The following is an 11,367-nucleotide window of genomic DNA, read 5'->3' as shown; positions in this document are numbered from 1 at the left end:
GTGGAGTACATCAAGTACTACAACCAAGAGCGAATCAGATTGAAATTGAAGGGGCTAAGCCCGGTAAAGTACCGGGAGCAGGCCCAATCGGCCGCCTGACCCCGTCCAAGTCTCGGGGGTCACTTCACCCTGGGGGCTTGGCCGCGGCATCCATGCCGCGGACACCCCGCAATCCGACACCACCCCGCCTTCGACAGTTTCCTTCCATCTGTCGGAACGACGTATTGCTCTGGTAGGTGTCGACCTTGGTCGACACGGTAGATCCACGCCATGCGTGGATGCTCTTCGATGAATGTTCGAAATATTCGATTTCGATGGACGTTCATCCACGCATGGCGTGGATCTACTACCGGGTCAGTAGATCGGCGTCACCTTCATCTGCGGCAGCGGGCGCGGTGCGCCGTCGGTCAGGTCCGGGCCAAGGTCTTCCCAGGCGCGGCCCTGCTCGACCATCTGCGCCCACAGCTGCTGCGAGCCGCGACGCTTGTCTTCCGAGCCCAGCTTGTACGACGGCGGTGCCGGCTCGCCACGGGCAACCATCGAGTACGCCGCGCGGTAGGCCAGCACCTGCTGCGCCGGGTCGTCGGTACGCGCCACTTCCAACGTGTAGCGCTGATAGGCCGAGGCCAGGTTGCGCCAGCGGATCCAGTAGTGGTTCCCGAACGAGAACGAACAGAAGCGCGCACCCGCCAGGCTGCCCTTGTCGGCGATGCGGGTCAGCACCTCCTGCGGCATGTCCAGGTTCATGCCGCCTTCGTCGCCCTGCAGGCTGACGTGCACGATACGGTCGCGGTAACCCGGCGCGCGCGCCTGCAGCAGGTCACGCCAGTTCTGCATGGTCGCCACGACTGCGAACAGGAAGCGCCCCAGCTCGGCTGCGGCGAGCGGCGTGGCAATGGACTGGTAATGCCGTTGCCATCCGTGGCGGTTTTCGGTGGGCAGGAACACGGCACGTTCCAGCGCCTGTCGGACATCACTGCCGCGGCCCACGTCCTCGGCATGCTGCGGGTAGACCAGGTTGATGGCGAAGGTCGGCCAGCGCGGTAGCGCGGCATCAAACAGATGGATCGGGAAGTTGCTGCTGATGCCGCCATCGGAGAACCAGCAGATGCGGAACGCGGTGATCACCGGGCCGCAGGTCTGCCCGGCGCTGGTCAGCCCTTCCATGCTGTCGGCCACGTTGTGTTCCTGATCGGCGGCAGGTGCAGTGGGTTCGCAGCGGCGTTCGCGGCGCGAGGGCTCATGCAGCGGCACCGCGCTGATCAGCAACGGGAAGCTCAGGCTCATGCGCGTGGCCACCAGCACCGGCAGCTTCGGACCCTGCGGCAGGTGGTAGTACCGGCGCCCTTCCACCTCCAGCGGCGGGCCGGCCTGCGTCACCAGCCACTGCACCACGCTGGCGGGGAACAACTGCTCGAATTCCTCGCGCAGGAACCAGAACTGCGCGCCGCCCAGCGGCAGTGTGCGTGGTTCGTTGTGCGATACGCAGGTGGTGATCATCTGCAGGCTGATCGCATGCGGGCTGTCCGGTTCGCCGGCATAGCGCGGCGCGTCATGCAGGTCGGCAAAGGTCAGCGGTGCATCCAGCGGCTTGCCGGACAACTGCTGCAGGCATTCATGCAGCCACTCGGTCAATGCCGGTTTACGTGCATCGCGACCGAGGCCACTGCACAGGCCCAGCAGGTTGCGCCGGGCCACGCGCGCCACGCGCAGCGCGGCTCCGGCCACGCCTGCACCGTAGGCGCACAGCAGCGACGGCAGCAGCGTCGCGGCCACGCCGCTCCAGCCACCGCCCCACCCGCCCAGACCGAGCAGCAGCGCCAGCGACACCAGCACTTCCAGCGGCGCGATCTCGAATACCGCCACCGCCAGGCACAGCAGCTTGTGCGGCAGGCCTGCATTGCCGGTCAGCACCACCAGCAGCCGATAGGCCGCGCGCGCGCCCCGCGCCGGTTGGAACAGGCTGTAGATGAACCCCCGCCGCGACAACTGCGCCGACACCGCCGACAGCCCGCCATAACCGGCATCACCGGGCAGGTGCTCGCCGGCCTGCTGGCGCCGATCACCGTATGCCGCCGCAGCCGCCACCGCCGCAGCGATGGCGCCGGCAGAGGTGCCGCCGATGCTCTTGAACCGATACTCGCGTGCCAGTGCCAGTACCGCGTTGGGGTACACGATGCCGCTGGTGATGCCGCCTTTCATGACCAGATCGCAGTACTTGTCCGCCACCGTCTTGCCCCCGAGCCTACCGTCCGCCGCGTGGATGCCAGTATGGCGCAGCGGCTTCTCAGGGCCTGAGAACACCACCGCAGTCCGGGCAGGAATCTGCGGCGTTCAGCAGATGGCAGGCCTGCAGGCTTGACCGGCTCCACCATCGGCGTAGCATCTGCAGCAAGCCAAGGGACAGACCCGCGGCTGCCACAACGACATGAGGGATTCTCATGGAATTCGACTATCTCGTCTTCATCGGGCGATTCGAGCCCTTCCACAACGGCCACGCCGCCGTTGCCCGCCTGGCCCTGAGCCGGGCCCGCAAGCTGATCTTCCTGGTCGGCTCTGCCGATACCCCCCGCAGCCTCCGCAATCCCTGGACCGTGGCCGAACGCGCCGTGATGATCCAGGCCGCCCTCGATGGCCACACCGACCGCCTGCTGATCCGCCCGCTGCGTGACCACCTGTACAACGAAGCACAGTGGATCGCCAATGTGCAGCGCCAGGTGGCCGACGCCCTGCGCAACGACGGTGCCGCCGCCGATGCAAAGGTGGGCCTGATCGGCATGGACAAGGATGCCTCCAGCTACTACCTGCGGGAGTTCCCGCAATGGCCGCTGGTGGACGTGCAGCACACCGCCACCCTGTCGGCCACCGAGCTGCGGCGCTACCTGTTCGAAGCCGGCGACGTCGACTTCCACGGCGCGCTGCTGATGCTGCGTGGCAATGTGCCGGCGCCGGTGTACGACATGCTCGAGGCGTTCCGCAAAAGCGCGCCTGCGTATGCCCAGCTGGTGGCCGAGTACCGCTTCATCGAACAGTACAAGGCCGCCTGGAAGGATGCGCCCTACGCGCCCACCTTCGTCACCACCGATGCGGTGGTGGTGCATTCGGGCCACGTGCTGCTGGTACGGCGCCGTTCGGAGCCCGGCAAGGGCCTGTGGGCGCTGCCCGGCGGTTTCGTTGGCCAGGAGCAGAGCCTGCTGGACAGTTGCCTGCGCGAACTGCGCGAGGAAACCCGTCTGAAGATTCCGCTGCCGGTGCTGAAGGGTTCGCTGAAGGGCCAGCAGGTATTCGACCACCCCGACCGCAGCCAGCGCGGCCGCACCATCACCCACGGTTTCCACTTCGAATTCCCGGCCGGCGACCTGCCGCCGGTGCGCGGTGGCGACGACGCCGACAAGGCGCGCTGGATACCGGTGAGTGAGGCGTTGGACATGGGCCCGCAATTGTTCGAAGACCACCTGCACATCCTGGAGTATTTCCTCGGCCGCGGCTGACCTGCCCGGCTCTCCCCACCGGCGGATAGACCGCTGGTGTCACTCGACGCGAAGGAGCTTCCGTCATGCACTACCTCGATAACCTTCTCCTCAACACCGACAGCTACAAGGCCAGCCATTGGCTGCAGTACCCGCCGGGTACCGATGCCACGTTCTTCTACGTGGAATCACGTGGCGGCCTGCACGATCGCACGGTGTTCTTCGGCCTGCAGGCGATCCTCAAGGACGCCCTGGCACGGCCGGTCACCCACGCCGACATCGACGACGCTGCTGCGGTATTCGCCGCCCATGGCGAGCCGTTCAACGAAGCCGGCTGGCGCGATATCGTCGATCGGCGCGGCGGCCACCTGCCGGTGCGCATCCGTGCCGTGCCCGAGGGCAGCGTGGTACCCACCCACCAGGCACTGATGACCGTCGAGTCGACCGACCCGGCTGCATTCTGGGTGCCGTCGTACCTGGAGACACTGCTGCTGCGCGTGTGGTACCCGGTCACCGTGGCCACCATCAGCTGGCATGCACGGCAGACCATTGCTGCGTTCCTGCAGCAGACCAGCGACGATCCGCAGGGGCAGCTGCCGTTCAAGCTGCACGACTTCGGCGCCCGCGGTGTATCGAGCCTCGAATCGGCCGCGCTGGGCGGTGCCGCACACCTGGTCAACTTCCTCGGCACCGACACCGTATCGGCCCTGTGCCTGGCCCGCGCGCACTATCACGCGCCAATGGCCGGTTACTCGATTCCTGCCGCCGAGCACAGCACCATCACCAGCTGGGGCCGCGAGCGCGAAGTGGACGCCTACCGCAACATGCTGCGCCAGTTCGGCAAGCCGGGCGCGATCGTGGCAGTGGTGTCGGACAGCTATGACATCTACCGCGCGATCAGTGAACACTGGGGCACGACGCTGTGTGATGAAGTGATCGCTTCGGGCGCCACCCTGGTCATCCGCCCCGACTCGGGTGACCCGGTGGACGTGGTGGCCGAAAGCCTGCGCCGGCTGGATGAAGCGTTCGGCCACACCCTCAACGGCAAGGGCTACCGCGTACTCAACCACGTGCGGGTGATCCAGGGCGATGGCATCAACCCGGATACGATCCGCGCCATCCTGCAGCGCATCACCGGCGACGGCTATTCGGCCGACAACGTGGCCTTCGGCATGGGCGGCGCCCTGCTGCAACGACTGGACCGCGACACGCAGAAGTTCGCGCTGAAGTGCTCGGCGGCACGGGTCGACGGTGCGTGGATCGACGTCTACAAGGACCCGGTCACCGATGCCGGCAAGACCAGCAAGCGTGGCCGCATGCGCCTGCTGCGGCGCCTGGATGACGGCAGCCTGCACACGGTGGCGTTGCCTCCCAGCGGTGACGAGACGCTGCCGACCGGCTTCGAGGATGCGATGGTGACCGTGTGGGAGAACGGGCGCCTGCTGCACGACCAGCGCTTGGATGAGATCCGCGCGCGGGCTGCGGCGGGGCATTGACCGCGTATCCCGGGGCCAGCGCCCGTTGCCACGCAACGGGCTCCGACCCTGCGCTCTTGACCGGCGCCACCAACAGGTCCACCTTGCACACGCCGAAGGTATCCCTGCCGTGGCTGGATGGCGGCAGGGAGTTAAACGGGAATCCGGTGAAGGCGCTTCGTGCGCCCATTCCGGAGCTGCCCCGCAGCGGTGAATGGAAACGAATCCTGCCAACAGCACTGGGCTCGCGCCTGGGAAGCGGCAGGGAGTAGGTGGGCTGCGGCCCGTGTCCATCAGCCCGAATACCGGCCCCGGCCGGGGGACACGACCGTCCCCTGATTCGACCTGGACTCTCCGCGGGGAGGGTGCCGGGGCCATCACCAGCCTGCATGTGCAGGCGGCGTGGCCGCGCGCGTCCTGTTCACGGTAACCGACCAGACCGCTCCCACGCCCTGACGCACGCCACGATGACCGAGTTCCAACGCCCCACCCTGACCCTGCCCGCCGATGGCAAGCGCCTGCTGCTGCATTCGTGCTGCGCGCCCTGTTCGGGCGAAGTGATGGAGGCGATCACCGCCTCCGGGATCGACTACGCGATCTTCTTCTACAACCCCAACATCCACCCGGTGAAGGAGTACGAGCTGCGCAAGCAGGAGAACATCCGCTTCGCCGAACAGCACGGCATTCCGTTCATCGACTGCGACTACGACACCGACAACTGGTTCAGGCGTGCACGCGGCATGGAAAACGAACCCGAGCGCGGCATCCGCTGCACGATGTGCTTCGACATGCGTTTCGAGCGCACTGCGCTGTACGCGCATGAACACGGCTACGACACCATCAGCTCGTCGCTGGGCATCTCGCGCTGGAAGAACATGGCGCAGATCAATGACTGCGGCATCCGCGCCGCCTCGCGCTACGAGGGCCTGCAGTACTGGGACTACAACTGGCGCAAGGGCGGCGGTGCCAGCCGCATGATCGAAATCAGCAAGCGCGAGCAGTTCTACCAGCAGGAGTACTGCGGCTGCGTGTACTCGCTGCGCGATGCCAACCGCCATCGCCGTGAGAACGGCCGCGAGCGGATCCGGATCGGCCTGCTGTACTACGGGCAGGACGCTGAGGCGCCGCAGGGCGATTGACCTGTGCCGCCGGGGCGGCCACGCTGGTCGCCCCTTCTGATGTAGTGGATCTGCCATGACCGCCCTGCCCGCCGATGTCGCCCTGCTGGTGATCGACCTGCAGCCGGACTTCATGCCTGGCGGTGCGCTGGCCTGCGACCAGGGCGATGCGCTGGTGGCACCGATTGCCCATCTGTTGGCGCAGCGCTGCTACCGCACCGTGGTGGCGACCCAGGACTGGCACCCGGCCGACCACGCCTCGTTCGCCAGCCAGCACCCCGGTAAGCGACCGTTCGAGACCATCCTGCTGCACGCGCAGCCACAGACCCTGTGGCCCGACCATTGCGTGCAGGGCAGCGATGGCGCCGCGCTGCACCCGGGCGTGGACTGGACCGTGGCCGACCTGATCCTGCGCAAGGGCACCCGCCCACAGGTGGATTCGTACAGCGCCTTCCGCGAGAACCATGGCCCCGATGGCGAACGCCCGGCCACCGGCCTGGCCGGCTGGCTGCATGAGCGCCGCATCCGCGAAGTGCACGTGTGCGGCCTGGCACGCGACTACTGCGTGCTGTGGAGCGCGCAGGACGCGGTCAAATCCGGCTTCCGGGTGAAGTTCCTGTGGGACCTGACCCGGCCGGTGACCGAAGCCAACGACGCGATGGTGCGCGAAGCGCTGGGCAAGGCGGGGATCGCGATCGTCTGAGGCGTGACCGCCGGGCATGGCCCGGCGCTACCGCGCACGTCGCTTATGCCGCTTGCGCGCTCCTGCCCACAACAACACAATCGATTCATCCAGCCCCCTAACTACGCCCCCCCTACAGATCGCGGGACGGCCGAACCGGGGGCTTTTCATTGGATGAAATCAGGATTCGGTAGTGCCGGGCCATGCCCGGCGGACGCGGGATGGGCGATTACCGGAACACCACCGTGCGATGCCCATTGAGCAGGATGCGGTGCTCCACATGGCGGCGAACGGCGCGCGCCAGCACCAGCGATTCGGTGTCGCTGCCCAGCCGCACCAGCTCGCGCGGCGCCATGGCGTGGTCGACGCGGGCCACGTCCTGTTCGATGATCGGGCCTTCGTCCAGATCCTCGGTGACGTAGTGCGCGGTGGCACCGATGATCTTGACCCCGCGCGCGTGCGCCTGATGATACGGCTGAGCGCCCTTGAAGCTGGGCAGGAAGCTGTGATGGATGTTGATCGCACGGCCGGCCAGCGCGCGGCACAGCGTGGGTGACAGGATCTGCATGTAGCGCGCCAGCACCACCAGGTCGATGCGCTCACGCTCGACCAGGTCGATGATCTGCTGCTCCTGCACCGCACGCGTATCGGAGGTCACCGGCAGGTGGTGGAACGGTACCTGGTAGGACGCGGCCAATGGCGCGAAGTCGGCGTGGTTGGACGCCACTGCCGCGATGTCAACCTTCAGCTGGCCGCTGTGGACGCGGAACAGCAGGTCGTTGAGGCAATGCCCCTGCTTGCTGACCAGCACCAGCAGGCGTGCCCGGCGGCGGCCGTCATGCAGCTGCCAGTCCATGCCGAAGCCTTCGGCAAGTTTGGCCATCGCGGCATGCACGGTCTCCAGCGGCAGGCCGGCGTCGCGGTCGAAATGCACGCGCAGGAAGAAGCGGCCGCTCTCCTCGTCACCGAACTGCTGGGCGTCGAGGATGTTGCAGCCGTGGTCGAACAACAGGCCGGACACACGGTAGACGATGCCGGTACGGTCGGGGCAGGACAGGGTGAGGATGGAGTCGGGGCGCATCGCCACAGTGTAGGGCAGCTTCCTGCCCAGCAGCCGGATGATCACCGATGCAACCGAACCGCTTGGTTCAGTCCCAAGCGATACTTGGCCATCACCGTGGCAAGCTGGTCGGCCATGAACCTGTTGCAATTGATCCGCAGCTTCACCCGCACCGCAGAGACCGGCAGCATTGCCGCCGCGGCCCGCATCCTTGGCATCAGCGCTACCGCAGTCGGCCAGAACATCCACCGGCTGGAGGCGCATCTGGGCGTAAGGCTGCTGAACCGGAGTACGCGCCAACTCGCCCTCAGCGAGGCCGGCGCGCTGTACCTGGCGCAGGTGCGCCATATCGAGGGCGACCTGGCGCGCGCGCAGGCGAGGGTCACTGCCGGTGATATCGAACCGGCCGGGCCCCTGCGCATCGCCAGCAGCAGCGCGTTCGGCCGCCACGTGCTGGCACCGCTGCTGCCGTCACTGCAGCAGCGCTACCCGCAACTGCAGCTGGAGCTGCGCCTGACCGACCGCGCCGTGCAGCATGGTCCAGAGGCGGTGGATGCCAGCATCCGCATCGGCCCGCAGCTGGAAGACGGCGTCGTCGCACGGCAGCTGGCGCGCGTGCCGTTCGTGTTCTGTGCCGCGCCAGCCTACCTGCAGGCCCATGGCACGCCGCAGGAACCCGCCGAACTGGGTCGCCATCGCGGGCTGCTGCACCGCTTCCCCACCGATGGCCGGCCGCTGCGCTGGGGCCTGCTGAAGGACAGCCAGCGCGTGGACGCCGCGCTGCCACCGAGCATGGTCTGCGATGACATCGATGCGCTGGCGACGCTGGCGGCGACCGGTGCCGGCATCACCCGGCTCGCCGCATTCGTGGCCGAGCCGTACCTGCGCGATGGCCGCCTGCAGGCGGTGTTCGGCGCCGACACCGCGTGGCGCCCGGAACCGATGGAGGTCTACTTCTGCGTCAGCGACCGCCGCGATTTCACCGCCAAGATCCGCGCGCTGTTCGAGCACCTGCAGGCCGGCATGGCGCCGGCCTGGAGGGTGTGAGCCTCAGCGCGCCTTGAACACGCCACGCGCCTCGCGCGGCTCGCAGCGCAGGTACTGCGGCGCCGGTTCCACGCTGTCGCGCAATGCGGCAGCAGCGTGCCACGGCCAGCGCGGGTCGTAGAGGATGCCGCGTGCCAGCGCTACCGCATCGGCGTGGCGATGGCGCAGGATCGATTCGGCCTGCTCCGGTTCGGTGATCATGCCCACCGCGATCACCGGCATGCGTACCTTGGCCTTGATCGCCGCGGCAAACGGCACCTGGTAGCCCGGGCCGACGGTGATCTTCTGGCGCTCGTCCAGGCCACCGCTGGAAACGTGCAGGAAGTTGCAGCCGCGCGCGTCCAGCACCTGGGCCAGCGCTTCGCTCTGCACCAGATCCCAGCCACCCTCGACCCAGTCGCTGGCGGAAATGCGCACGCCCACGGCGATCCTGTCCGATACCGCCGCACGCACCGCGTCGAACACTTCCACGAGCAGGCGCAGGCGGTTCGGCAGCGAGCCGCCATAGCCATCGGTGCGGCGGTTGCTCAGCGGCGACAGGAACTGGTGCAGCAGGTAGCCGTGCGCGGCATGCAGCTCGATCAGCTCGAAGCCCAGGCGCTCGGCGCGCACCGCACTGGCGGCGAAGGCGGCGATCACCTCGGCGATGCCGGCCTCGTCCAGTTCCTGCGGTGCCGGATCGGCGGCATGGAACGGCAGCGGCGACGGCGCGACCGTGGCCCAGCCACGCGCATCATCGGCCGGTAGCTGGCCGCCGCCGTCCCACGGGCGGTTCACCGAGGCCTTGCGGCCGGCGTGGCCCAACTGGATGCCCAGCGGCATCGGCGACCAGCGGCGGACGCTGGCCAGCACCTGTGCCAGCGCGGCCTCGGTGCCGTCGTCCCACAGGCCCAGGTCGGCCCAGCTGATGCGGCCGCGCGGCTCGACCGCAGTGGCTTCTAGGATCAGCAGGCCGGCGCCGGACTGCGCCAGGTTGCCCAGGTGCATGGCGTGCCAGTCGCTGGCGCGACCGTCTTCGGCGGAGTACTGGCACATCGGCGCGATGACGATGCGGTTGGACAGGGTCAGAGGGCCGAACGAGATCGGCGAGAACAGCTGGCTCAAGACGGTGATGAACGACGTAGGGGGTGCGTATTGCACCGCTGCGCGGCTCGCGGATCAACCATCTGGATGGATCGCTGTTTCGCGTGACCTGCAGCAGCCGAGCGTGCGCCCGGCTCTACAGAAGCCCTCGCCCCTGGTAGAGCCGAGCCCGTGCTCGGCTCAGCGCGCAGCCCACGTGGCCAGCGCTTCAGCGCAGTCCCGCTCATCCTTGAACAACAGCAGGTCGTCGGCTCGGGTGCGGCCTCGGTTCAGCGCCGCTACCGGCAACCCTGCCTTCGCGGCCGCCTGCACGAAGCGGAAGCCGGAATAGACCATCAGTGACGAGCCCACCACCAGCACGGCGTCGGCCTGCTGCAGGTGATCGTGCACCGCCGCCACCCGTTCACGCGGCACGTTCTCGCCGAAGAACACCACATCCGGCTTCAGCAGGCCGCCGCAGTACGGACAATCGGGCACCACGAACGTGGAGAAATCGGTCTCCAGATCGGCATCGCCATCGGGCGCGATACCGGCATCCAGCGCATCCCAGCCCGGATTGGCCTCCAGCAGCCGCTGCTGGAAATCCTCGCGGCCACTGCGGCGCTCACAGCTCATGCAGCGCACCCGGTCCAGGCGGCCATGCAGGTCGATCACCTTGTGGCTGCCGGCGCGCTGGTGCAGGCCGTCCACGTTCTGGGTCAGCAGCAGCTGCAGCTTGCCGCTGATTTCCAGTGCGGCCAGGGCCTGGTGGGTACCGTTGGGCCGGGCCAGGCCGAAGCGCGGCCAGCCCAGCAGGCTGCGCGCCCAGTAGCGCTGGCGGGTACCCGCTTCGCCCATGAACGCCTGGTAGGTCACCGGCGGCGTGCGTTTCCACTGGCCGTCGGTATCGCGATAGTCGGGAATGCCCGAGGCGGTGCTGCAACCGGCGCCGGTCAGCACGAACAGGCGCTGGGCGCGGTCGATGAAGTCGGTCAGCGGCGAGGTCATGGCTGCCAGATGGGGGCGCCGCAGCGCCCGTGCAAGCGCCGGCTCAGGCGGCCGGCAGCGGCGGCACCGCGATCGGGTGGCCGTCCTCGTCCAGCGCGATCATCACGAAGTGGCCGCGGGTACACAGCTTGCGCTCACCGCTGTGCAGGTCCTCGGCGACCAGTTCCACCTCGACCTTCATCGAGCTGCGCCCGACTTCGACGATGCGGCCGATGGTTTCCACCATCTGGCCGATGCGGATCGGCAGCTTGAAGTCGACCTGGTCGCTGCGCGCGGTCACCACGGTGCGGCGCGAATAGCGGGCGGCGGCCAGGAAGGCGGCCTTGTCCATCCACGCCAATGCCTGGCCACCGAACAGGGTGCCGAGGTGGTTGGTGTGGTTGGGGAAGACGATTTCGGCCATGCGCACTTCGGTGGGCGGCACGGTCTCGGGGATCGGGGTCAT

Annotated in this window: 11 protein-coding genes and 1 riboswitch; of the genes, 6 read left to right on the top strand and 5 right to left on the bottom strand. The window is 67.9% G+C overall.

Translation table 11 applies throughout. From position 1 onward, the window contains the following. On the top strand, positions 1 to 99 hold a 99-nt coding region (locus ACM0PY_RS14245; RefSeq protein WP_423171149.1), incomplete at its 5' end, for an IS3 family transposase. A 255-nt stretch (positions 100 to 354) separates the two neighbouring features. Here the strand turns inward: ACM0PY_RS14245 and ACM0PY_RS14240 are convergent. Further along, positions 355 to 2,202 carry a patatin-like phospholipase family protein gene (locus tag ACM0PY_RS14240; RefSeq protein WP_180884835.1) on the bottom strand — a complete coding sequence of 616 codons (1,848 nt, stop codon included), beginning with the start codon at positions 2,200 to 2,202 and terminating at the stop codon, positions 355 to 357. Positions 2,203 to 2,441: 239 nt separating this feature from the next. Between ACM0PY_RS14240 and ACM0PY_RS14235 the strand changes: the two genes are divergently transcribed. From ACM0PY_RS14235 to pncA, 4 genes are all read left to right on the top strand, one after another. Then, positions 2,442 to 3,491 carry a bifunctional nicotinamide-nucleotide adenylyltransferase/Nudix hydroxylase gene (locus ACM0PY_RS14235; RefSeq protein ID WP_065178416.1) on the top strand — a complete coding sequence of 350 codons (1,050 nt, stop codon included), beginning with the start codon at positions 2,442 to 2,444 and terminating at the stop codon, positions 3,489 to 3,491. Between the two features lie 65 nt (positions 3,492 to 3,556). Beyond that, positions 3,557 to 4,966 carry a nicotinate phosphoribosyltransferase gene (locus ACM0PY_RS14230; protein ID WP_180884837.1) on the top strand — a complete coding sequence of 470 codons (1,410 nt, stop codon included), beginning with the start codon at positions 3,557 to 3,559 and terminating at the stop codon, positions 4,964 to 4,966. 93 nt (positions 4,967 to 5,059) lie between these two features. After that, a riboswitch (cobalamin riboswitch) is annotated at positions 5,060 to 5,273 on the top strand. Positions 5,274 to 5,412: 139 nt separating this feature from the next. Continuing rightward, positions 5,413 to 6,084: an epoxyqueuosine reductase QueH gene (locus ACM0PY_RS14225; RefSeq protein WP_134956029.1), complete on the top strand. Its 672-nt coding sequence runs from the start codon at positions 5,413 to 5,415 to the stop codon at positions 6,082 to 6,084. A 55-nt stretch (positions 6,085 to 6,139) separates the two neighbouring features. Next, positions 6,140 to 6,766 carry a bifunctional nicotinamidase/pyrazinamidase gene (pncA, locus tag ACM0PY_RS14220; RefSeq protein ID WP_180884838.1) on the top strand — a complete coding sequence of 209 codons (627 nt, stop codon included), beginning with the start codon at positions 6,140 to 6,142 and terminating at the stop codon, positions 6,764 to 6,766. 208 nt (positions 6,767 to 6,974) lie between these two features. Here pncA and purU read toward each other — a convergent pair whose 3' ends face one another. Next, on the bottom strand, positions 6,975 to 7,826 hold the full coding sequence (gene purU / locus ACM0PY_RS14215; protein WP_134972872.1) for a formyltetrahydrofolate deformylase: 852 nt from the start codon (positions 7,824 to 7,826) through the stop codon (positions 6,975 to 6,977). 114 nt (positions 7,827 to 7,940) lie between these two features. Between purU and ACM0PY_RS14210 the strand changes: the two genes are divergently transcribed. Continuing rightward, positions 7,941 to 8,852, top strand: a complete 912-nt coding sequence (locus ACM0PY_RS14210; RefSeq protein WP_180884840.1) for a LysR family transcriptional regulator — start codon at positions 7,941 to 7,943, stop codon at positions 8,850 to 8,852. Between the two features lie 3 nt (positions 8,853 to 8,855). Here the strand turns inward: ACM0PY_RS14210 and ACM0PY_RS14205 are convergent, their stop codons facing one another. The 3 genes from ACM0PY_RS14205 to ACM0PY_RS14195 form a co-directional block, all read right to left on the bottom strand. Further along, complete coding sequence (locus ACM0PY_RS14205) at positions 8,856 to 9,956, bottom strand: NADH:flavin oxidoreductase/NADH oxidase (protein WP_111201776.1); 1,101 nt, start codon at positions 9,954 to 9,956, stop codon at positions 8,856 to 8,858. A gap of 159 nt (positions 9,957 to 10,115) precedes the next feature. Beyond that, a complete protein-coding gene (locus ACM0PY_RS14200) occupies positions 10,116 to 10,922 on the bottom strand; it encodes an NAD-dependent protein deacetylase (protein ID WP_111201775.1) in 807 nt (268 codons plus the stop codon). 43 nt (positions 10,923 to 10,965) lie between these two features. Beyond that, positions 10,966 to 11,367: an acyl-CoA thioesterase gene (locus ACM0PY_RS14195; RefSeq protein WP_021203756.1), complete on the bottom strand. Its 402-nt coding sequence runs from the start codon at positions 11,365 to 11,367 to the stop codon at positions 10,966 to 10,968.

It is taken from the genome of Stenotrophomonas sp. BR163, from assembly GCF_047520985.2.
Lineage (GTDB): Bacteria > Pseudomonadota > Gammaproteobacteria > Xanthomonadales > Xanthomonadaceae > Stenotrophomonas > Stenotrophomonas sepilia.
This window is presented reverse-complemented; position numbering and strand designations above follow the sequence as displayed.

What these genes read in the sequence shown, in the direction of transcription:
- ACM0PY_RS14240 (WP_180884835.1), bottom strand. Translation starts at nt 2,202, where the DNA reads ATGAAAGGCGGCATCACCAGCGGCATCGTGTACCCCAACGCGGTACTG.
- ACM0PY_RS14235 (WP_065178416.1), top strand. Translation starts at nt 2,442, where the DNA reads ATGGAATTCGACTATCTCGTCTTCATCGGGCGATTCGAGCCCTTCCAC.
- ACM0PY_RS14230 (WP_180884837.1), top strand. Translation starts at nt 3,557, where the DNA reads ATGCACTACCTCGATAACCTTCTCCTCAACACCGACAGCTACAAGGCC.
- ACM0PY_RS14225 (WP_134956029.1), top strand. Translation starts at nt 5,413, where the DNA reads ATGACCGAGTTCCAACGCCCCACCCTGACCCTGCCCGCCGATGGCAAG.
- pncA (WP_180884838.1), top strand. Translation starts at nt 6,140, where the DNA reads ATGACCGCCCTGCCCGCCGATGTCGCCCTGCTGGTGATCGACCTGCAG.
- purU (WP_134972872.1), bottom strand. Translation starts at nt 7,826, where the DNA reads ATGCGCCCCGACTCCATCCTCACCCTGTCCTGCCCCGACCGTACCGGC.
- ACM0PY_RS14210 (WP_180884840.1), top strand. Translation starts at nt 7,941, where the DNA reads ATGAACCTGTTGCAATTGATCCGCAGCTTCACCCGCACCGCAGAGACC.
- ACM0PY_RS14200 (WP_111201775.1), bottom strand. Translation starts at nt 10,922, where the DNA reads ATGACCTCGCCGCTGACCGACTTCATCGACCGCGCCCAGCGCCTGTTC.
- ACM0PY_RS14195 (WP_021203756.1), bottom strand. Translation starts at nt 11,367, where the DNA reads ATGACCCCGATCCCCGAGACCGTGCCGCCCACCGAAGTGCGCATGGCC.